This is a genomic window from Microbacterium sp. NPDC080220 (assembly GCF_040686395.1).
In the GTDB taxonomy this organism is placed as follows: domain Bacteria; phylum Actinomycetota; class Actinomycetes; order Actinomycetales; family Microbacteriaceae; genus Microbacterium; species Microbacterium gawkjiense.
Genome location: NZ_JBFBOP010000002.1, coordinates 120,343 through 139,185, shown reverse-complemented (window position 1 = coordinate 139,185; position 18,843 = coordinate 120,343). Strand labels below are relative to the sequence as shown.

Sequence of the window (18,843 nt, the reverse complement as noted above, 5' to 3'; positions counted from 1 at the left end):
AGGAGCATCATGAGCGACTACGCCGTCATCGACCCCGCCACGGGGCAGACCCACGCCACCTACCCGACCGCCACCGCCGACGAGGTGGAGCACGCCCTGGCCACCGCCGACGAGGCCGCCCGCGGGTGGGGGCGCACCTCCACGCCCGCCGAGCGGGCCGATCTGCTGCGCCGCGCCGCGCAGCTGCACCGCGAGCGCCGGGACGAGCTCGCGAAGATCATCGTCCGCGAGATGGGCAAGCAGATCGACGGGGCGCTCGGCGAGGTCGACTTCGCCGCCGACATCACCGAGTACTACGCCGACCACATCGAGGAGATCACCGCGGACGCGCCCGTCCCGATCGACGGCGACGGCACCGCCGTCATCCGCAAGGCGCCCCTGGGCGTGCTGCTGGGCGTCATGCCGTGGAACTTCCCCTACTACCAGGTGGCCCGTTTCGCGGCTCCGAACCTGGCGGTCGGCAACACGATCCTCCTCAAGCACGCGCCGCAGTGCCCCGAGTCCGCCGCGGCGATCGAGGCGATCTACCGCGACGCGGGCTTCCCCGAGGGCGCGTACACGAACGTCTACCTGACGAACGAGCAGGCCGCCGACGTCATAGCCGACCCGCGGGTGCAGGGCGCCTCGGTGACGGGTTCCGAGCGTGCCGGCGCGGCGGTCGCCGAGGTCGCCGGGCGCAACCTCAAGAAGGTCGCCCTCGAGCTCGGCGGGTCCGACCCGTTCATCGTGCTGTCGGCCGATGACATCGACGCGGTCGCGCAGGCGGCGGTCGACGCGCGCCTCGACAACACCGGGCAGTCCTGCAACGGCGCGAAGCGGTTCATCGTCGTCGACGGGCTCTACGACGCGTTCCTCGAGGCGTTCACCGCCAAGATGGCCGCGGCGAGCGTCGGTGACCCGTGGAGCTCGGACACGGTCCTCGGCCCGCTCTCGTCGGTCGCGGCCGCCGAGCGTCTCGAGAAGCAGATCCGGGATGCTGCGGCCCAGGGCGCCACGATCGTCACCGGCGGCACCCGCGACGGTGCCTTCTTCACCCCGACCGTCCTCACGGGTGTCACCCCCGAGATGGACGTGTACCGCGAGGAGCTGTTCGGTCCGGCGGGCGTCGTCTACCGCGTCGCGAACGAGGACGAGGCGGTCCGCCTCGCCAACGACACCCCGTTCGGCCTCGGATCGTACGTATACACGACCGACGCCGAACAGGCGAAGCGGGTCGCCGACAGGATCGAGGCGGGCATGGTCTACGTCAACCTCGTGCTCGCCGACGAGCCGGGCCTGCCCTTCGGCGGCATCAAGCGCAGCGGCACCGGCCGCGAGCTGGGGCTCCTGGCGGCCGACGAGTTCGTCAACAAGAAGCTAATCCGCATCGGCTGAACGAACGGCCGGCCAGCAGGCGCGCGCGCGTGTCGAGCACGTCGGCGACGTACCAGTGCGCCTCGTTGGCCCGGCCGAGCGCCAGCGCCTGGTCGATCACGTCGGAGGCGTCCTCGTCGCCGCGCTGCATCTTGGCCTGCGCGAGCAGGTGCAGCGCCTCGGCGAGCACGCCGACCTGGTCCTCGCGGTCCCGGATGAGGCCGATCGCGGTGTCGAACGAGCACGGCGTCGTCGAACTCCCCGAAGTTGCCGAGGTGCCGGCCCTGCTGCACGAGCGCCTGCGCCTGGCCCTCGGCCTCCGGTGACGGTCGTCTCGCCGCCGCCGGGGAGGTCGACCACGACGGTGTGGGGCAAGTAGCGCCCGAACGTCTCGGCGAGGTCGAGGACGGTGCTCGTCTCGAGCAGCGACCGCGTGTCGGCGCGCGGGGTCAGGTGCACGCTCGTCCCGACGGGGAGGTCGCCCGCGTACGGCGACACCGTGAAGGTGCCGTCGGCGTGTCCGGTCCATTCCACGGCGCCGCCCCTCGCGGCGCTGCGCGAACGGATGACGATCGTGTCGCACACCATGAAGCACGACAGCATCCCGATGCCGAACTGGCCGAGGAAGTCGCCGCGCGGCAGATCGAAGATGTCGCGCTTCGAGCTGCGTCCCACCGTCGCGAGCAGATCCGCGACCTCGGCCTCGGTGAGCCCGATGCCGTCGTCGCGCAGGACGAACTCGTCCGACGCGGCGCTCACGGGCGTGATCCGGATGCGGCCGCCCCCGCCGTCGAGCGCACGTCGAGCGGCGATCGCGTCGACGGCGTTCTGGAGGAGTTCGCGCAGGAACACGCGGGGGCTCGAGTAGATGTGGCGACTGAGGAGGTCGATGACACCCCGGAGGTCGACCTGGAACTGGTGGGCGGCGGAACTGTCGGTCACCGGGCTCCTCGTGATCGTCCGCGCGCCGGACCCCCTCCGGCGCTGCCGCGACGGGACGGCCGGACAAGCCTAGCGAGGCCCTTCCGGGAGGGGGAGGGATGCCGCGCGTTCGCCAGCCCGCGAGGCATGCCGTATGCTTGTGCGCGCAGTTGTCTGCATTCTTTTGCCGTGCCCATGGGGTCGGCGAGGATGTGGATCCCCGGGTCGCAAGACCTTAGGGCGGTAGCTCAATTGGCAGAGCAGCGGTCTCCAAAACCGCAGGTTGCAGGTTCGATTCCTGTCCGCCCTGCGCGTCAGCGTCAGCTGACTCGAACCGAGCAACAGGTGGGTTGAATGGTCCAGGATGAGCCGAACGGCGAGGTCGTCGCTGCCAGCAGCGGCGCCACCCGTGAGAAGAAGCTCAACTTCTTCCAGCGGATCGCCCTCTTCATCCGTCAGGTGATCGCCGAACTCCGCAAGGTCGTCACGCCGACCCGGCAGGAGCTCGTCAAGTTCACGCTCGTGGTCCTCGGATTCGTCGTCGTCGTGATGGCGATCGTCTACGGGCTCGACCTGCTCTTCACCTGGGTCACGGACATCGTCTTCGACGTGCCGAGCTGACGAACGGACGACCATCCGTCGCGGTGACGGACGGCATCCCGGACCACGGGATCACCCGCCGACGCGCCGCTGAACATCGAAGCCGAACCTGCAGGGAAGTGAATGACGTGACCGAAAGATATGTCGACGACGCCGACTGGTCGACCGCCGCGGAGCAGTCCAGCGAGGACGACGAGGCCCAGGAGGGCAACGTCCTGGCCGACCAGGAGCGTTCCGCCGAGTCCGCCGAGCACGCCGCCCTGCACATCGAGGACGACGAGCCCTCCGATGACGAGCCCCCGGGAGAGGACGCCGTCGTGATCGAAGACCCCGAGGCCGACCGCATCGTGAACGACGCGCTCGAGATCGACCAGGCCGACGAGGCCGAGGCCGCCGCCGAGGTGCTGACCGAGTCGCTCGCCGACGAGGAGGCCGAGCGCGCCGCGGCCGCCGCCGACGAGGTCGCCCCCTACGACGGTCCCGAACTCGGCGACGACGAGGACGAGACCCCCGAAGACCCGTACGAGGCGTTCCGTCAGGAGCTGCGCTCGCTCGAGGGCAAGTGGTACGTCATCCACTCCTACGCCGGCTTCGAGCGCAAGGTGAAGGCCAACATCGAGCAGCGCAAGTCGACGCTCGAGGTCGAGGACGACATCTACCAGGTCGAGGTCCCCATGGAGGACGTCGTCGAGATCAAGAACGGCCAGCGCAAGATGGTCAACCGCGTGCGGATCCCCGGCTACGTGCTGGTCCGCATGGAGCTCAACGAGGACACCTGGTCGGTCGTGCGTCACACGCCCGGTGTCACCGGCTTCGTCGGCAACGCCCACAACCCCACGCCGCTGCGCTTCGAAGAGGCCTTCAACATGCTGAAGCCCCTCGTCGAGGCCAAGGAGGTCGCCCCCGCCAAGGCCGGTGCCGCCAAGGGCTCCGCCACGCAGGCGCGCTCGGTCGTCACCGAGGTCGACTTCGAGATCGGCGAGACGATCACGATCAAGGAGGGTTCGTTCGCGGGTCTGCCCGGATCGATCTCCGAGATCAAGCCCGAGAGCGGCAAGCTCACCGTCCTCGTCTCGCTCTTCGAGCGCGAGACGCCGGTCGAGCTCAGCTTCGACCAGGTCACCAAGCAGTAAGCGCCGCACCGCGCGACGCGAAGGCCCCGCTCCGGCGGGGCCTTCGCCGTACTGCCGGAGGATGCCGGATGCGGTAGACTCATGTGGTTTGTGTGTCGCTTCGTCGCGCGCACGGACACCACCACGACCCGGAACCGCCGGGACCGTGGGAGAACGGGGCATCCGTCCCGCTCGTGAAAGGAAGAGGAATGGCACCGAAGAAGAAGGTGACCGGCCTGATCAAGCTTCAGATCAACGCCGGTGCCGCCAACCCGGCGCCGCCGATCGGCCCCGCGCTCGGTCAGCATGGCGTCAACATCATGGAGTTCTGCAAGGCGTACAACGCCGCGACCGAGTCGCAGCGCGGCAACGTCATCCCCGTCGAGATCACCGTCTACGAGGACCGCAGCTTCACCTTCGTCCTGAAGACCCCGCCCGCCGCGGAGCTCATCAAGAAGGCCGCCGGCGTCGCGAAGGGCTCGAAGACTCCGCACACCGTCAAGGTCGCGAAGCTCACCAAGGACCAGGTCCGTCAGATCGCCGAGACGAAGATGCCCGACCTGAACGCGAACGACATCGAGGCCGCCTCGCTGATCATCGCCGGCACCGCCCGCTCCATGGGCATCACGGTCGAGGACTGAGGGGAAGAACATCATGGCTAAGTCCAAGGCTTACGAAGCAGCAGCGGCGAAGATCGACCGCTCCACGTTCTACTCCTCCGAGGAGGCCGTCGCCCTCGCGAAGGAGACCGGCTCCGCGAAGTTCGACTCGACCGTCGAGGTCGCGCTGAAGCTCGCCGTCGACCCGCGCAAGGCGGACCAGATGGTCCGCGGCACGGTCATCCTGCCCCACGGCACCGGCAAGACCGCGCGCGTCATCGTGTTCGCGACCGGTCCCGCCGCCGAAGCGGCCATCGCCGCGGGTGCGGACGAGGTCGGTGGCGCCGAGCTCATCGAGAAGGTCGCCGGTGGCTACACCGCGTTCGACTCGGCGGTCTCCACCCCCGAGCTCATGGGCCAGGTCGGTCGCCTCGGTAAGGTCCTCGGACCCCGCGGCCTCATGCCGAACCCCAAGACCGGCACCGTGACCCCCAACCCGGCCAAGGCCGTCGAGGAGATCAAGGGCGGAAAGATCGAGTTCCGCGTCGACAAGCACGCCAACGTCCACTTCGTGGTCGGCAAGGCGTCGTTCACGGCTGAGCAGCTCAACGAGAACTTCACCGCCGCTCTCGAAGAGATCGTGCGCCTGAAGCCCTCGAGCGCGAAGGGCCGTTACATCCAGAAGGGCGCCATCTCGACCACGTTCGGTCCCGGCATCCCGCTGGACGTCAACGCTCTCGTCTGAGATCACTGACCGTACGGGGCTCCACCTTCGGGTGGGGCCCCGTCGTCGTTCCCGCCCTTGGTAGCGTCAGGGGGTGACCGGTGATCTGCATTCCCTTCTCGGTATCGACACCCCGATCGTCCTCGGCCCGTTCGGTGGGCTCTCGTCGGTCGCGCTGACGGCGAGCGTGAGCGACTGCGGCGGCCTCGGATCCTTCGGACTGTACGGCTACTCGGGCGACCGCATCCGTGACACCGCGACGGCGCTGCGCGCCGCGACCGGGCGCCCCTTTGCGCTCAATCTGTGGCTGCCGCAGGGCGACGAGGTCGCGCCCGACGAGGTCGACCTGACCGCCGCGCAGGCGGCCGTCGCGCCGCTGTTCGAGGCGGCCGGTGCGGCCGTCCCGCCGCTGCCCGCCGCGTTCCTCCCCTCGCTGTCGGAGCAGCTCGACGCGGTCTGGGATGCCGCGCCCGCCGTCCTGAGCGTCGTGTTCGGGGTGCCCGCGCCGGAGGTCGTCGCCGAGGCGCATCGTCGCGGCATCCGCGTCATCGGCACGGCGACCTCCGTCGCCGAGGCCGTCGCGCTGGAGGAGGGTGGCGTCGACGCGGTCGTCGCGAGCGGTGCCGAGGCAGCCGGTCACCGGGTGAGCTTCCTGCGACCGGCCGAGGAGTCCCTCGTGGGGACGTTCGCCCTCGTGCCGCAGGTCGTCGACGCCGTCGACATCCCGGTGATCGCCGCCGGCGGCGTGGCCGATTGTCGGGGTGTCGCGGCGGCGTTCGCGCTCGGGGCGGCCGGCGTGCAGGTGGGGAGCGCGTTCCTGCGGACGCGGCAGTCGGCGGCCGCCGAGGCGCACCGAGCCGCACTCGCGGCGGCGGCGGACACCGACACGGTGCTGACCCGGGCGATGAGCGGGCGCCTGGCCCGCGGCATCCCGAATCGAGCGGTGCGGACGATCGAGGACGGCGGGGCGATCGCGCCGTTCCCGGCGCAGAACTGGCTGACCGGCGGATTCCGCTCCGCCGCACCGCACAACGGCGACCTCGTGTCGCTGTGGGCGGGTCAGGCGGCCGGTCTGTCGCGGTCGGACGACGCCGCCGCAGTGTTCGCGGAGCTGGTCCGCGGGCTGCCGCGCTGACACAGTCCGTCACCCGGGGAAGATCTCGGGCCGCTGCGTGTTGTACTGAAGGGTCGCGCCGGCCACCGATGCTGCGCGACCGCATCCCGACACCCCCTCACCAAGGAGATCCATGTCCCGTCGTACCGCTGCCCTCGGAGCCCTCGCCCTCAGCACCGTCCTGGCGCTGACCGCCTGCTCCACGAGTTCGGGGCAGCCCGGTGCCGGCGGCGAGGACCTCGGTCTCGCCAAGGCGGGCACGCTCACGGTCGCCACCGAGGGCACCTACCGTCCGTTCACGTACCACGACGAGACCGGCAAGCTCGTCGGCTACGACGTCGAGATCATCGAGGCCGTCGCCGAGAAGCTCGATCTGAAGGTGGAGTTCCAGGAGACCCAGTGGGACGGCATCTTCGCCGGTCTCGATGCGGGCCGCGTCGACGTCATCGCCAACCAGGTCTCGATCAACCCCGAGCGCGAGGAGAAGTACCTCTTCAGCGAGCCGTACACCGTGTCGCCGAGCGTCGTCGTGGTCCAGGAGGACGACGACTCGATCTCGAGCTTCGCCGATCTGAAGGGCAAGAAGACGGCGCAGTCGCTCACGAGCAACTTCTTCCAGCTGGCCGAGGAGGCCGGCGCCGACGTCACCCCGATCGAGGGCTGGGCACAGGCCGTCGAGCTGCTGCGTCAGGGCCGCGTCGATGCGACCGTCAACGACAAGCTCACCTTCCTCGACTACGAGAAGACCAACGGACCCACGGGCCTGAAGATCGCGGCCGAGACCGACCCCGCCCAGAGCGCCATCGTCGCCGCGAAGGACAAGACCGAGCTGATCGAGAAGATCGACGACGCGCTCGACGAGCTGCGCGAAGATGGAACCCTCGCGAAGATCAGCGAGACCTACTTCGGAGCCGACGTCACCGAGTGATCCCGGCCCCGACGGGCTCGGCGCGACGCTGCGAGGCGTCCGTCGGGCCCGTCGCCCGTTCTGAGAAAGGATGCCGGTGGACGCCGATACGTGGCAGCTGGTCCTGAGCTCGTTCTGGCCGATGCTCCTGGCCGGGGTGACGGTCACGATCCCCCTCGCGATCGTCTCGTTCGTGGTCGGTCTCGTGCTGGCGATCGCGGCGGCCCTGATGCGGATCTCGGGCAACCGGGTGCTGTCGGGTCTCGCTCGGGCGTACATCTCCGTCATCCGCGGCACGCCGTTGCTCGTCCAGATCTTCGTCGTCTACTACGGTCTGCCGCAGATCGACATCCGCCTCGAGGCCTGGCCGGCCGCGGTCATCGCGCTGTCGCTCAACGTCGGCGGGTATGCCGCCGAGGTCATCCGTGCCGCGATCCTCTCGGTCCCCAAGGGGCAGTGGGAGGCCGCGTTCACCGTCGGGCTGTCCCGGGCGACGGCGCTCCGGCGCATCATCCTGCCCCAGGCGGCCCGCGTCTCGGTCCCGCCGCTGTCGAACACGTTCATCTCGCTCGTGAAGGACACCTCGCTCGTCGCCCAGATCACGGTCGCCGAGCTGTTCCTCGCGGCGCAGCGCATCGCCGCCTTCAGCTCGGAGTTCCTCGTCGTCTACATCGAGGCCGCCGTCATCTACTGGCTCTTCTGCCTCGTCCTCTCCTTCGGTCAGGACCGCATCGAACGGAGGCTCGATCGCCGTGTCGCACACTGACGCCCCCCTGCTGGCCGTGACCGGACTGCGGAAGTCCTTCGGCGACAACGTCGTCCTCGACGGCGTCGACTTCGCCGTCGGCCGTGGCGAAGTCGTCTGTCTCATCGGGCCCAGCGGGTCGGGCAAGACCACGGTGCTCCGCTGCCTGAACGGGCTCGAGGCCCCCGACGCCGGCGTCGTCACCTTCTCCGACGGCCAGACGCACGACTTCGGCCAGTCGGCCACGGGGCGGGCGGCGAAGCAGCAGCGCGCCGCGCTGCGGGACCGCTCCGCGATGGTCTTCCAGCACCACAACCTCTTCCCGCACCTCACGGTCCTCGAGAACGTCATCGAGGGTCCCGTCCACGCCCGAGGAGTCGCGCGGGATGCCGCCGTCGCCGACGCGGAGCGGCTGCTGGCGCGCGTCGGACTCGCTGAGAAGCGCGATGCCTATCCGCACGAGCTGTCCGGCGGACAGCAGCAGCGGGTCGGCATCGTACGGGCGCTCGCGCTCGCTCCCGACGTCCTTCTCTTCGACGAGCCGACCAGCGCCCTCGACCCGGAGCTCGTGGGCGAGGTGCTGCTGGTGCTCAAGGAGCTCGCCGACGAGGGGTGGACGATGGTCATCGTCACCCACGAGCTCGGCTTCGCACGGCAGGTCGCCGACGAGGTCGTCTTCTTCGACGGCGGGGTCATCGTCGAACGCGGCCACCCCCGTGATCTGTTCACGGCGCCGCAGAACGAGCGCACCCGGCGCTTCCTCGACCGCATCCTGCGACCGCTCGAGGAGTGAGGCGTCAGGCGTCGCGGCGGATCTCGAAACCCGCGTCGCCTTCCACCGTCGACACCTCGGTCATCGCGACGTCGTCGACCACGCCACCCCGGGGTCCCTTCGCCGCCCAGTCGAGGACCGCCTCGACGGCCGCTGCGCCGCCCTGGACCTCGGCCTCGACGGTGCCGTCCGACAGGTTGCGCACCCAGCCGGTCGCGCCGACCGTGCGTGCGATGTGCTGCATCGCGTACCGGAATCCGACGCCCTGGACGATGCCCCGGACGACGAGGCGGATGCGGCGCATCAGGCGTCCGCCACGCTCAGCACGATCTTGCCGCGCGTGTGGCCGCGTTCGAGCTCGCGGTGCGCCTCGGCGGCGTCGGCGAGATCGAACACCCGGTCGATGTAGACCTGCACGGCACCCGAGTCGAGCAGGCGTCCGAGCGTCGCGAGCACGGCACCGTCGGGGATCGTCTTGTAGGAGGTCGCGCGCACGCCGGCCGCCGCGGCGGCATCCGCGTATCCGTCCCAGGCTCCCGTGGGCACCATGACGTACAGACCGCCCGGGCGCAGGACGGTCAGGGACCGCGTACCGGTGTCGCCGTGGACGTTGCCCACGAGGTCGATGACGACGTCCACCTCGCCGACGACCTCCTCGAAGCGGGTCGTCGTGTAGTCGATGGCGACGGATGCCCCGAGCTCGCGCAGCCAACCGAGGTTGCGCTCCGAACCGGTCGCCGTCACGTAGGCACCGAAGTAGGCCGCGAGCTGCACGGCGAAGTGACCGACGCCGCCGGAGCCGGCGTGGATGAGGACGCGCTGGCCCTCGTGCGCGTGAGCGGTCTCGACGACGAGTCCCCAGGCGGTGAGCGCCGCGACCGGCACCCCCGCCGCCTCGACGTGCGACAGCGAGGCGGGCTTGCGCGCCACCGACAGGGTGGGCACGACGAGGTAGTCGGCGTAGCTCCCGCCCGTCCGGGGGAAGGCCGCCATCCCGAACACCGGGTCGCCCGGCTGCAACGGGTGGGCCTCGAACGGGCTCGCGACGACGACCCCGCTGAAGTCGAAGCCGAGGGGCGTGGGGGCACCGTCGAGGAGACCGTTCAGGCCGCGACCCGCGCGGGTCTTGGCGTCGATGGGGTTCACGCCGGCGGCGACGACGCGCACGAGCAGTTCGCTGAGCGCGGGCTTCGGGACGGGCAGCCGGGCGACACGGAGGGCCTCGGCGTCGCCCGGGGCGTCGTAGACCACGCCGCGCATGTCCGGGGGAGGAGCGGTCACCTCGACGACCTCGCTCGCGGTGGGGGCTGCGGATCGCAGCGGCCGGAATCGCATCGGCTGCTCCTTCTCACCTGCGCTCGACGGCGAGCGCGGGGGTGCTCGGTGGAAGACCAGTCAATCGCGACATTGTCTCGACGGTGTTACGTCGGCGTCACCGGAGCGAGAATCCCGGCGGCGGCCTACGTGGTGGGGCCGCCGTCGGGTCGGGATCCGGCGACGAGGGCGTGCAGCAGTCGGGCGAGGTTCTCGATGTCCTCGACCCGCCAGTCCTCCAGCGCGGCGAGCAGCGCGCCCTCCTGGGGGCCCCGGGCATCCGCGAGGCGATCGCGGCCGTGTGCCGTGGCGCTCAGCAGGCTCGACCGGCCGTCGTTGGGGTCGGGGGTGCGTTCGATGAGTCCGAGCTCCGTGAGCTCGCGCACGCTCCGGCTGAGTTGGCCCTTGTCGAGCAGGAGCATCTCGGCGAGGGCGGACTGGGTGACCGGCTCGTGACGCACGATCGTCGTGAAGACCTTGTAGGCGCCCGGCAGCATCCCCGGGCTCACACGGTTGGCGTTCTCGGTGATCTTGCGCCGGAAGAGGGTGATCAGGTCGCTGAACTCGCCCTCGAGAGCCCGCACCGCGCGGGTGCGGGCCTCTCGGTCGGTCGCTGCGGACATCGTGTCCATGTTATCGCCGTGCCTCGCTCGCGGTCTCGTCCGCCCGGGCGTCGGGGGCGACCACGGGAACCGTGCCCGTCGCGGTGACGGCGTCCATTCCGGCGGGCACCGACACGGTGGCCAGGTCGGCCTCCGACGCGTGGCGACGCTCGGAGGTCGTCATGGTGCTGAGGCTGCGGTTGGGCAGGAAGATCACGGCCAGGATGCTGATCACACCGAACGGCACCGCGATGAGGAACGCGGACGAGATGCCCTGCGCGTAGATGTCCTCGACGATCACGCGGAGGCTCTCGGGCATGGTGGCGACGCGGGGGAGTGCGCCGGAGGCGAGCTGCTTGGCCCAGGTCGCCCCCTCGGGCCCGAGGGCGGTGAGGGCGGCGACGATCTTCTCCTGCGCTCCGCCGAACAGGTCGGTGACGCGCGTGGCGAGCGCCGCGCCCATGAGCGAGACGCCGACGGTGCCGCCGAGGCTGCGGAAGAAGGTCACACCCGAACTCGCGACGCCGATCTCCGACGGCTTCGCGGTGTTCTGCACCGCCAGGACGAGGTTCTGCATCGTCATGCCGACGCCCGCGCCCAGCAGGAACATGTAGACCGAGACGAGGAAGAAGTCGGTGTCGTAGTGGATGGTCGACAGGAGGGTCGCGCCGGCGGTCAGCAGGATGCTGCCCACGACGAGGTACGGCTTCCAGTGGCCGAAGCGCGTGATGAGCGCACCGACACCGACCGACGACAGCAGGAGCCCCGCGATCATCGGGATCGTCATGAGGCCGGCCTCGGTCGGCGTGGCGCCGCGGGCCATCTGCATGTACTGGCCGAGGAAGACCGACGCACCGAACATCGCGATGCCCGTGGCGATCGAGGCGACGACCGCGAGGGTGAAGGTGCGGTCGCGGAAGAGGGTGAGCGGCACGAGCGGCTCGCTGGTGCGCAGTTCGACGACGACGAACAGCACGGCGGCGACGAGGGCGCCACCGACCATGAGGATGGTCTCGGTGCCCCACCAATCGAAGCTGGAGCCGGCGCTGGTGACCCAGATGAGCAGCAGCGAGACGGCGGTGGACAGCAGCACGATGCCGAGGTAGTCGATCTTCGGACGGCGACTGCTCACGCTCGAGTGAGGCAGGGTGCGCTGCACCATGATGAGCGCGGCGACGGCGATCGGGAGCGACACGAAGAAGTTCCAGCGCCAGCCGAACGCGTCGGTGATGACGCCACCCAGCAGCGGGCCGCCGACGGTCGCGACGGCCATGACGGCGCCGAACAGGCCCATGTAGCGGCCGCGCTCACGCGGGCTGATGATGTCGGCCATGAGCACCTGGCTGAGGGCCGCGAGGCCTCCTGCGCCGAGACCCTGCACGGCGCGGAACGCGATCAGCGTGCCGGGGTCCTGCGCGAACCCGGCGGCGGCGGTCGCGAGGACGAAGATGACGAGCGCGATCTGGTAGAGCGCCTTGCGGTTCACGAGGTCGGCGAGCTTGCCCCAGATGGGCGTCGAGATGGCCGTGGTGAGCAGCGTGGCGGTCACCACCCAGGTGAACGCGCCCTGGTCGCCCTCGAGGTCGTGGATGATCACGGGCAGCGACGTCGAGACGACCGTCGACGCGATCATCGACACGAACATGCCGAGGAGCAGCCCCGAGAGCGGGGCGAGGACCCGGCGCGGCGCGGTGGGGGTCGAGGTGGACATGCAACTCCAGTTAGATGATTCAGGTCAACATTTGATAGACGTCAACTATATGCCGTCATTTGATCCACGTCAACTATCTCCCCGAGGCGCGACGGAACACCGCCCCGAGGCGGCCTCATCGCGGGGGATCAGTCGGCGAGGGCGAGCGCGCGGAAGATGTCGCGTTCGCGCAGCTGCTCGCGGCGGCTCACCGGCGCGGCCGTCTCGCGCACCGGCGGCGTCTTACCGGTCGTGCGGTGGTAGAGCTCGTCGATCAAGGCGGTCGCCAGGCGCACGAGCGACCCGATCTCGGCCTCGTCGCGATCGATCCAGGCGCACCGCGGCTCGTCCCGGAGCGGGACGAAGTCCTGGTGCTCCTCCCACACGACGAGCGTGCGCTCGGCGCCGAGGACGTGCTGCTGCCACCACACCTGACGCAGGTACGTACGGGGGATCGACTTCCACGTCTTGTTGGTCGTCTTGATCTCGGCGAGCGTGACGCGGCCCGCGGCATCCACCATGATCCCGTCGGGGGTGGCGAGGTGCCGCTTTTCGATCTCGGCGTGGAACAGCGCCGACGACGGACGGATGCCGTGGGTCGCCGCGACCCAGGCGGCGATCTCGGGCTCACGCCGTCGGCCGTGGTCGGTGTAGGCGTTGCCGCTGAATCCGGAGCCGTTCAGTTTCGCCTCGGCCGCCCGGGCGATCGCCTTCTCGCTGGTGAGCGAGGCGACGTCCGTGGCCGTGATCCCGCGGGAGCGGGCCCGCATCCACGCGACCCGGTCGCGGGAGTCCGCGACGATCCGGGCGGCGAGTTCGGGAGTCACCCGTCGATCCTAAGTCGACCCTCCCGCACGGGCTGTCCCGACCCGCCGCGCGCGGCCGTCGCCTGATCAGACGGTCTCGACCTCCGCGGCGAGGACGTCCCGGGAGAGCGCATGCTCGACGGCGAGGATGCTGGCGCCCAGGACGCCCGCCTCCGACGCCGCCTTCTCCTCGCACTGACCCGAGCGCCGGTGCCGGCGCGCGAGGGCGTGCGCTGTGTCGCCCGCGCGCTGCGCTCCCGCCCGTGCGCTGCCGCCCGGCATCCGCCCTTCTGTCCACATCATGTCGTCTGGTCGACATCACACGTCGTGAGCTGCGCGGAACGTGTGTTCTCGTGCGGACGACATGATGTGGACATCCGTCGCTTCCTCCACTGGACGACGGATTGCGGAGGCTTCCCCGGTTCGGCGCGCGAATCCCCCTGGGTGGGCCGCCCTGCAGAGGCTTGGCTGCATGCCTCGACACATCTCGTTCGCCGAAGCGCGCCGGCTGATTCTCGATCGTGCCGATCTGGAACGCTCCGGGTGGCGGTCGCGTGACATCACGGACGCGGTGAGAGAGGGTCGGATGCTGCGGATCCAACGCAATCGATACGTCCTCGCCGAGCAGTTCGACGACCTATGGCCCGAAGCGCGCCACCTCGTCGAGATCGCCGCCGCCGATGCTGAGCGGAAGGACGGGACGAGCGTGTTCTCCTATCAGTCCGCAGCGGTGCTGTGGGGACTGCCGCTTGCACGGCACGTACCCGATGCGGTTCACGTGAGCTTGCCGGCGGATGGCCGGCTGGTCAGTCGCGCGGCGCTGCGCCGACACGCGGATCGGCTCGAGCCGTCCGAGATCACGAACCCGTTCGATGTGCCCTGCACGACCTTGGCCCGGACGCTCTGGGATGTGTGTCGAGTTCTGCCGCCGTCCAGCGGTGTCGCGGCCGCCGACGCGGCATTGCGCATCGTGGCGTCCACATCCGGCGGCGATCCCGAGGCGGTCGAGCGCTGGCGTCAGAGTGTGCTCGACATCGGCCGGCGAAAGCGCGGTGCACGCGGAGCGGCTCGTGCCGGGACGGTCATCGCCTTCGCGAACGGTCTCGCCGAGAGTACGGGCGAAAGCATCGCGCGCTGGATGCTGGCGGAGATCGGGTTCGCCCGATTCCGGCTCCAAGTCCCGGTGCGCGGGCCCGCCGGCTCGGACTACCGCGTCGACATCGAGCTGGAGGACGAGAACGTTCTCGTCGAGTTCGACGGCGCGGTCAAGTACCGCGACGATGAGCTCCGCGCCGGTCGACACCTGGACGACATCCTGCTCCTGGAGAAGCAGCGTGAGGATTGGATCCGAGGCGTGACACAGAAGCGACTGGTGCGCATCGGGTGGACGGACCTCGACACACCGCAGGTGCTCGCCGCCCGGATGGCTGCCTTCCGGATCTCCCCCCGCCCATGAGCGCGGCGAACGCGGCATCCCCTGCCTCCTCCGTCGTGCACATCATGTGCTCTGAACGACTGCACATCTCCTGAACCGTCCGCATCGTGTGCTCTCGTCGGGAGCACATGATGTGGACGACGCGGCGGCGCCTCGCCCGCACCCACCGGCACGCGTGCGCGCTTTCGCGCGAACGCACGGACCGGATGCCGGGATTTGGCGGGTGCGCGAGCGCGGCGTACACTGGGGGACAAGCCAAAGACCGTCGGTCATCGCTGTGCGCCCGCGCACACGATCGAAGCTCTGCATCGCAGGGGCCCACGCAGGTGTACGACAGACTTCCGGGAAACCGGGCCGAAGCTCCGTGCGCTTGCGCCGGAGCTTTTCTCATGCAGCCCGACCGTCGAGGTCGACGTCCCGCCACCGCGGGGCGTCTCGTACACATCAAGGAGTGACCATGGCGCAGAAGGATGCATCGGTCGCCGAGCTCACGAAGAACTTCGAGGACTCGAACGCCGTCTTGCTGACCGAGTACCGCGGTCTGACGGTTGCCCAGCTCAAGCAGCTGCGCAACGCGATCCGTCAGGACGCGCAGTACGCCGTGGTGAAGAACACGCTGACCAAGATCGCCGCGAACAACGCGGGGATCACGGCGCTGGACGAGGACCTCAAGGGTCCCTCGGCCGTCGCTTTCGTGCACGGCGACTTCGTCGCCACTGCCAAGGCTCTGCGTGACTTCGCCAAGGCCAACCCGCTTCTCGTGATCAAGGGCGGCATCTTCGAGGGCACCGCGCTCTCGGCCGACGAGGTCAACAAGTACGCCTCGCTCGAGAGCCGCGAGGTTCTGCTGGCGAAGGCTGCGGGCATGATGAAGGCGACGATGGGCAAGGCTGCCGCCACCATCGACGCGCTTCGCGAAAAGCTGGAGACCGCTGACGCCGCGTAAGCGACGAGCGAGCTCTTTTACACACACCCCATCTATCTAGGAGATACATCATGGCGAAGCTTTCCACCGAGGAGCTGCTCGAGCAGTTCGCCGGCCTCACCCTCGTCGAGCTCAGCGAGTTCGTGAAGGCGTTCGAGGAGAAGTTCGACGTCACCGCTGCTGCCCCCGTCGCCGTTGCCGGTGCCGGTGGTGGCGCTGCTGCTGAAGAGGTTGAGGAGAAGGACTCCTTCGACGTCATCCTCGAGGCTGCCGGCGACAAGAAGATCCAGGTCATCAAGGTCGTCCGCGAGCTCACCTCGCTCGGCCTCGGCGAGGCCAAGGCCGTCGTCGACGGTGCTCCCAAGGCCGTGCTCGAGGGCGCGAACAAGGAAGCCGCCGACAAGGCGAAGGAGGCCCTCGAGGCCGCCGGCGCGACGGTGTCCGTCAAGTAAGGTCCCGCACCTTTCCGAAGGCCTCGGATGCTTCGGCATCCGGGGCCTTCGGCCGTTTCCGGGATGGATGCCGGGGGTCAGGACCAGGCGGCGTCTCGGACGGCGGCGCTCGATGACCCGGTCGGTGTGGACGTCGAGTTCCGCACCACCAGTCGGGGTCGGATGATGACGCTGGTCGGTTCGGCCGTCGGATCCTCGATGTGCCGCATGAGCATTTCCACGGCCGTCGCGCCCTGCTCGCGCGGGATCTGCCGCAGCGTCGTCAGGGCGAACATCTCCGCATTCTCGTGGTCGTCGATGCCGATGACGCTGAGGTCGGAGGGGACCAGGATGCCGAGGCGCCGCGCCGCGATGATGGCGCCGATCGCGACCTCGTCGCACGCCGCCACCAGTCCCGTGGGTCGCTGCGAGGGGTCGCTGAGCAGATCGACCGCGGCGGCGTAGCCGGCGGACATCGTGAGCTCTGCGGGCGTGCGGCTGATGTGGTCGCCGAGCCCCGACTCGCGCATCTCGCGCTCGTACCCTTCGTAGCGCGCGGACTCGACGTGGGGCCACAGCGTCGCCGCCGTGCCGCCGAGGAACGCGATGCGGCGGTGTCCCAGCGAGACGAGGTGCGCCGTCGCCAGGGCGGCCGCGTGCGCGTCGTCGAGGGTCACGACGCTCGTCGTGCGCTCCGTGCCGATGATGCTGACGACCGGGCGGCTGAGCGACAGCAGGGTCTCGAGCTCGCTCTCGGCGGGCTCCAGCCCGACCGCGATGAGCCCGTCGAACCTCTTGCGGGTGAGGAACTCGTCGAACACGCGACGGCGGGTCTCGCTGCCCGGGTCGGCGTCGTACAGGGTGAGGTCCAGTCCGCGTTCCAGGAGTGCCTGCTGGACGCCCTCGAGGACCTCGGCGAAGAACCATCGGTTGACGTGCGGCATCACGACGCCGACGTTGCGGGTGCGCCCCGTCGCGAGGCTGACGGCGCTCGTCGACGGTGTGTATCCGAGCCGGCGTGCGGCCTCGTGCACACGTCGTCGGGCATCGGCCGACACCTGCGTGCTGCCCGTCAGTGCGCGACTGGCGGTCGCCTTCGATACGCCGGCCTCACGTGCGACGTCGGCGATGGTGCTCATCGGTCCTCCTCGACCCCGTCCGACCGTCCCCTCGGTCGAGGACTCAGCGTAGTGCCTGGAACGGCACTCCGGAACCGGTTCCGTGGGCCGGCCGTGAGAGCGGTCTCACGGCTCGAGGGCCCAGGCACTCTAATGGATGCAGAACCTTGATATTTCGCTGTTGTGTCGAAGCGCTACCGCCAAGTAGGTTGTCTTGGAATCGGTTCCCCAAGGATGCGGCCAAGGCTCCTCTGGGCGGACGATGATCCCGAAAGAGGAGAAGTACATGGCATTGTCACAGCGATACCGTCTTCTTGCCCCGGTCGCCCTCCTGGGCGCGGCAGCACTGGTGCTCGCCGGGTGTGCAGAAGGTGGCACCGAGGGCGAAGGCGGCACGGGCGGCGAGGCGAAGAAGACCGTCCGCATCGCCGGAGGCATCACCGGCGGTGAGGCCGACGCCCTCAACAAGTCGTTCGAGAAGTTCACCGCCGACACCGGCATCACGGTCGAGTACACCGGCGACAAGTCGTTCGAAGGAAACATCGTCACGAAGGTCACCGGTGGTGACGCCCCGGACATCGCGATCGTCCCGCAGCCCGGTCTGCTGAAGACGCTCGTCGACACCGGCAAGGTGCTGCCCGCCTCCGACGCGGTCGAGAGTGCCGTCGACGAGAACTGGTCGCCCGACTGGAAGAACTACGGCACGTTCGACGACGAGTTCTACGCCGCCCCCATGCTCGCGAACCTGAAGGGGTACGTCTGGTACTCCCCGAAGCAGTTCGCCGAGTGGGGCGTCGAGATCCCCAAGACGTGGGACGAGATGATCGCCCTCACCGACAAGATCGTCGAGACCACCGGCGGCCCCGCGTGGTGCGCCGGATTCGCCTCCGACGCCGCGTCGGGATGGCCGGGCACCGACTGGATCGAGGACCTCGTCCTGCGCCAGTCCGGCCCCGACGTCTACGACCAGTGGGTGGCCGGTGACGTGAAGTTCACCGACCCGCAGATCAAGGAAGCGTTCGACGCGGTCGGCGACATCCTGCTCAACCCGGACTACGTCAACGCCGGCTACGGCGACGTCAAGAGCATCAACTCGACGGCGTTCGGCGACGTGGCTGCGGCCGTCGCGAGCGGCGACTGCGCGCTCACGCACCAGGCGTCGTTCCTCTCGGCGAACTTCCTCGACGTGCAGACCGCCGACGGCGAGACCCCCGAGGTCGCCCCCGACGGTGACGTCTACGCGTTCATCATGCCGGGCTACACCGAGGGCGAGCTCCAGGTCGAGGGTGGCGGCGAGTTCGTCGCCGGCTTCTCGGACGACGAGTCCACTCAGAAGGTGCTGGAGTTCATGGCCTCGCCGGAGTTCGCCGACGCTCGTGTCGAGCTCGGCGGTGTGATCTCCGCGAACAAGAACGCCGACCCCAGCCTCGCCTCCAGCGAGTTCCTCAAGGAAGCGATGACGACGCTCCAGGACGAGTCGACGGTTTTCCGTTTCGACGCCTCCGACCTGATGCCCTCCACGGTGGGCTCGGGCTCGTTCTGGAAGGGCATGGTCGACTGGATCGACGGCAAGGACACCGAAACGGTGCTCTCGGACATCCAGGCCGGTTACGAGAACTGATCGTCGCCTGACGATCGGCTGAGCCGAGCGGGGTCGGGCTGCACCAGCCCGACC

22 protein-coding genes and 1 tRNA gene are annotated in these 18,843 nt (G+C 69.4%); 14 read left to right on the top strand and 9 right to left on the bottom strand.

All coding sequences use genetic code 11. From position 1 onward, the window contains the following. Window positions 1-9 precede the first annotated feature (9 nt). Entirely contained in the window at window positions 10-1,374 is a 1,365-nt protein-coding gene (locus tag AB0P29_RS04220) for an NAD-dependent succinate-semialdehyde dehydrogenase (RefSeq protein ID WP_363378738.1), read from the top strand. Here the strand turns inward: AB0P29_RS04220 and AB0P29_RS04215 are convergent. Continuing rightward, window positions 1,346-1,543, bottom strand: coding sequence for a hypothetical protein (locus AB0P29_RS04215; protein WP_363378736.1), 198 nt, complete (start codon window positions 1,541-1,543; stop codon window positions 1,346-1,348). The two genes, AB0P29_RS04220 and AB0P29_RS04215, sit on opposite strands and share 29 nt — an antisense overlap. Then, window positions 1,471-2,295: an ATP-binding protein gene (locus tag AB0P29_RS04210; protein WP_363378734.1), complete on the bottom strand. Its 825-nt coding sequence runs from the start codon at window positions 2,293-2,295 to the stop codon at window positions 1,471-1,473. Before AB0P29_RS04210 ends, AB0P29_RS04215 begins: the two co-directional genes overlap by 73 nt. A 216-nt stretch (window positions 2,296-2,511) precedes the next feature. Between AB0P29_RS04210 and AB0P29_RS04205 the strand changes: the two genes are divergently transcribed. From AB0P29_RS04205 to AB0P29_RS04165, 9 genes are all read left to right on the top strand, one after another. Further along, window positions 2,512-2,584: transfer RNA gene (locus tag AB0P29_RS04205), tRNA-Trp, on the top strand. Window positions 2,585-2,628: 44 nt separating this feature from the next. Next, entirely contained in the window at window positions 2,629-2,895 is a 267-nt protein-coding gene (gene secE / locus AB0P29_RS04200) for a preprotein translocase subunit SecE (protein WP_064002978.1), read from the top strand. Window positions 2,896-3,002: 107 nt separating this feature from the next. After that, window positions 3,003-4,007, top strand: coding sequence for a transcription termination/antitermination protein NusG (gene nusG, locus AB0P29_RS04195; RefSeq protein WP_363378732.1), 1,005 nt, complete (start codon window positions 3,003-3,005; stop codon window positions 4,005-4,007). A gap of 188 nt (window positions 4,008-4,195) precedes the next feature. Beyond that, the gene (rplK, locus tag AB0P29_RS04190; RefSeq protein ID WP_064002980.1) at window positions 4,196-4,627 is read left to right on the top strand and encodes a 50S ribosomal protein L11; all 432 of its coding nucleotides are present in this window, start codon (window positions 4,196-4,198) and stop codon (window positions 4,625-4,627) included. Between the two features lie 13 nt (window positions 4,628-4,640). After that, window positions 4,641-5,330 carry a 50S ribosomal protein L1 gene (rplA, locus tag AB0P29_RS04185; RefSeq protein ID WP_064002981.1) on the top strand — a complete coding sequence of 230 codons (690 nt, stop codon included), beginning with the start codon at window positions 4,641-4,643 and terminating at the stop codon, window positions 5,328-5,330. 73 nt (window positions 5,331-5,403) lie between these two features. Further along, window positions 5,404-6,444 carry a DUF561 domain-containing protein gene (locus tag AB0P29_RS04180; RefSeq protein WP_363378729.1) on the top strand — a complete coding sequence of 347 codons (1,041 nt, stop codon included), beginning with the start codon at window positions 5,404-5,406 and terminating at the stop codon, window positions 6,442-6,444. 112 nt (window positions 6,445-6,556) lie between these two features. Continuing rightward, window positions 6,557-7,351 (top strand): amino acid ABC transporter substrate-binding protein, encoded by a 795-nt coding sequence (locus AB0P29_RS04175; RefSeq protein WP_363378728.1) that lies wholly within the window; start codon window positions 6,557-6,559, stop codon window positions 7,349-7,351. Window positions 7,352-7,421: 70 nt separating this feature from the next. Then, window positions 7,422-8,096 carry an amino acid ABC transporter permease gene (locus AB0P29_RS04170; RefSeq protein ID WP_363378725.1) on the top strand — a complete coding sequence of 225 codons (675 nt, stop codon included), beginning with the start codon at window positions 7,422-7,424 and terminating at the stop codon, window positions 8,094-8,096. Next, window positions 8,083-8,868, top strand: coding sequence for an amino acid ABC transporter ATP-binding protein (locus AB0P29_RS04165; RefSeq protein WP_363378723.1), 786 nt, complete (start codon window positions 8,083-8,085; stop codon window positions 8,866-8,868). The genes AB0P29_RS04170 and AB0P29_RS04165 overlap by 14 nt, the downstream gene beginning before the upstream one ends. A 4-nt stretch (window positions 8,869-8,872) precedes the next feature. Here the strand turns inward: AB0P29_RS04165 and AB0P29_RS04160 are convergent, their stop codons facing one another. The 6 genes from AB0P29_RS04160 to AB0P29_RS04135 form a co-directional block, all read right to left on the bottom strand. Next, window positions 8,873-9,151 carry an acylphosphatase gene (locus AB0P29_RS04160; protein ID WP_217530793.1) on the bottom strand — a complete coding sequence of 93 codons (279 nt, stop codon included), beginning with the start codon at window positions 9,149-9,151 and terminating at the stop codon, window positions 8,873-8,875. Beyond that, the gene (locus tag AB0P29_RS04155) at window positions 9,151-10,182 is read right to left on the bottom strand and encodes an NADP-dependent oxidoreductase (RefSeq protein ID WP_363378721.1); all 1,032 of its coding nucleotides are present in this window, start codon (window positions 10,180-10,182) and stop codon (window positions 9,151-9,153) included. Before AB0P29_RS04155 ends, AB0P29_RS04160 begins: the two co-directional genes overlap by 1 nt. A 125-nt stretch (window positions 10,183-10,307) precedes the next feature. Then, window positions 10,308-10,784: a MarR family winged helix-turn-helix transcriptional regulator gene (locus AB0P29_RS04150; protein ID WP_217530797.1), complete on the bottom strand. Its 477-nt coding sequence runs from the start codon at window positions 10,782-10,784 to the stop codon at window positions 10,308-10,310. A 10-nt stretch (window positions 10,785-10,794) separates the two neighbouring features. Next, a complete protein-coding gene (locus AB0P29_RS04145; protein WP_363378718.1) occupies window positions 10,795-12,474 on the bottom strand; it encodes an MDR family MFS transporter in 1,680 nt (559 codons plus the stop codon). A gap of 128 nt (window positions 12,475-12,602) precedes the next feature. Then, window positions 12,603-13,280: a YqaJ viral recombinase family protein gene (locus AB0P29_RS04140; RefSeq protein ID WP_359919516.1), complete on the bottom strand. Its 678-nt coding sequence runs from the start codon at window positions 13,278-13,280 to the stop codon at window positions 12,603-12,605. A gap of 66 nt (window positions 13,281-13,346) precedes the next feature. Next, window positions 13,347-13,562: a hypothetical protein gene (locus AB0P29_RS04135; protein WP_363378716.1), complete on the bottom strand. Its 216-nt coding sequence runs from the start codon at window positions 13,560-13,562 to the stop codon at window positions 13,347-13,349. Window positions 13,563-13,626: 64 nt separating this feature from the next. Here AB0P29_RS04135 and AB0P29_RS04130 point away from each other — a divergent pair, with 64 nt between their 5' ends. The 3 genes from AB0P29_RS04130 (at window position 13,627) to rplL (ending at window position 16,071) form a co-directional block, all read left to right on the top strand. Beyond that, window positions 13,627-14,715, top strand: a complete 1,089-nt coding sequence (locus AB0P29_RS04130; protein ID WP_363378714.1) for a hypothetical protein — start codon at window positions 13,627-13,629, stop codon at window positions 14,713-14,715. A 436-nt stretch (window positions 14,716-15,151) separates the two neighbouring features. Then, window positions 15,152-15,640, top strand: coding sequence for a 50S ribosomal protein L10 (gene rplJ, locus AB0P29_RS04125; protein WP_363378712.1), 489 nt, complete (start codon window positions 15,152-15,154; stop codon window positions 15,638-15,640). A 50-nt stretch (window positions 15,641-15,690) separates the two neighbouring features. Further along, the gene (rplL, locus tag AB0P29_RS04120) at window positions 15,691-16,071 is read left to right on the top strand and encodes a 50S ribosomal protein L7/L12 (RefSeq protein ID WP_018186979.1); all 381 of its coding nucleotides are present in this window, start codon (window positions 15,691-15,693) and stop codon (window positions 16,069-16,071) included. Window positions 16,072-16,148: 77 nt separating this feature from the next. Here rplL and AB0P29_RS04115 read toward each other — a convergent pair whose 3' ends face one another. After that, the gene (locus AB0P29_RS04115) at window positions 16,149-17,189 is read right to left on the bottom strand and encodes a LacI family DNA-binding transcriptional regulator (RefSeq protein ID WP_363378710.1); all 1,041 of its coding nucleotides are present in this window, start codon (window positions 17,187-17,189) and stop codon (window positions 16,149-16,151) included. Between the two features lie 265 nt (window positions 17,190-17,454). Between AB0P29_RS04115 and AB0P29_RS04110 the strand changes: the two genes are divergently transcribed. Further along, window positions 17,455-18,789 (top strand): extracellular solute-binding protein, encoded by a 1,335-nt coding sequence (locus AB0P29_RS04110; RefSeq protein ID WP_363378708.1) that lies wholly within the window; start codon window positions 17,455-17,457, stop codon window positions 18,787-18,789. The last annotated feature ends 54 nt before the right edge of the window (window positions 18,790-18,843 follow it).

Excerpts from the sequence above, each read along its gene's own strand:
- AB0P29_RS04150 (WP_217530797.1), bottom strand. The coding sequence starts at position 10,784 with ATGTCCGCAGCGACCGACCGAGAGGCCCGCACCCGCGCGGTGCGGGCT.
- AB0P29_RS04175 (WP_363378728.1), top strand. The coding sequence starts at position 6,557 with ATGTCCCGTCGTACCGCTGCCCTCGGAGCCCTCGCCCTCAGCACCGTC.
- AB0P29_RS04170 (WP_363378725.1), top strand. The coding sequence starts at position 7,422 with ATGCCGGTGGACGCCGATACGTGGCAGCTGGTCCTGAGCTCGTTCTGG.
- AB0P29_RS04155 (WP_363378721.1), bottom strand. The coding sequence starts at position 10,182 with ATGCGATTCCGGCCGCTGCGATCCGCAGCCCCCACCGCGAGCGAGGTC.
- rplK (WP_064002980.1), top strand. The coding sequence starts at position 4,196 with ATGGCACCGAAGAAGAAGGTGACCGGCCTGATCAAGCTTCAGATCAAC.
- AB0P29_RS04135 (WP_363378716.1), bottom strand. The coding sequence starts at position 13,562 with ATGATGTGGACAGAAGGGCGGATGCCGGGCGGCAGCGCACGGGCGGGA.
- rplL (WP_018186979.1), top strand. The coding sequence starts at position 15,691 with ATGGCGAAGCTTTCCACCGAGGAGCTGCTCGAGCAGTTCGCCGGCCTC.
- AB0P29_RS04130 (WP_363378714.1), top strand. The coding sequence starts at position 13,627 with ATGTGGACATCCGTCGCTTCCTCCACTGGACGACGGATTGCGGAGGCT.
- rplA (WP_064002981.1), top strand. The coding sequence starts at position 4,641 with ATGGCTAAGTCCAAGGCTTACGAAGCAGCAGCGGCGAAGATCGACCGC.
- secE (WP_064002978.1), top strand. The coding sequence starts at position 2,629 with ATGGTCCAGGATGAGCCGAACGGCGAGGTCGTCGCTGCCAGCAGCGGC.
- AB0P29_RS04110 (WP_363378708.1), top strand. The coding sequence starts at position 17,455 with ATGGCATTGTCACAGCGATACCGTCTTCTTGCCCCGGTCGCCCTCCTG.
- AB0P29_RS04115 (WP_363378710.1), bottom strand. The coding sequence starts at position 17,189 with ATGAGCACCATCGCCGACGTCGCACGTGAGGCCGGCGTATCGAAGGCG.
- rplJ (WP_363378712.1), top strand. The coding sequence starts at position 15,152 with ATGGCGCAGAAGGATGCATCGGTCGCCGAGCTCACGAAGAACTTCGAG.
- AB0P29_RS04160 (WP_217530793.1), bottom strand. The coding sequence starts at position 9,151 with ATGCGCCGCATCCGCCTCGTCGTCCGGGGCATCGTCCAGGGCGTCGGA.
- AB0P29_RS04220 (WP_363378738.1), top strand. The coding sequence starts at position 10 with ATGAGCGACTACGCCGTCATCGACCCCGCCACGGGGCAGACCCACGCC.
- AB0P29_RS04145 (WP_363378718.1), bottom strand. The coding sequence starts at position 12,474 with ATGTCCACCTCGACCCCCACCGCGCCGCGCCGGGTCCTCGCCCCGCTC.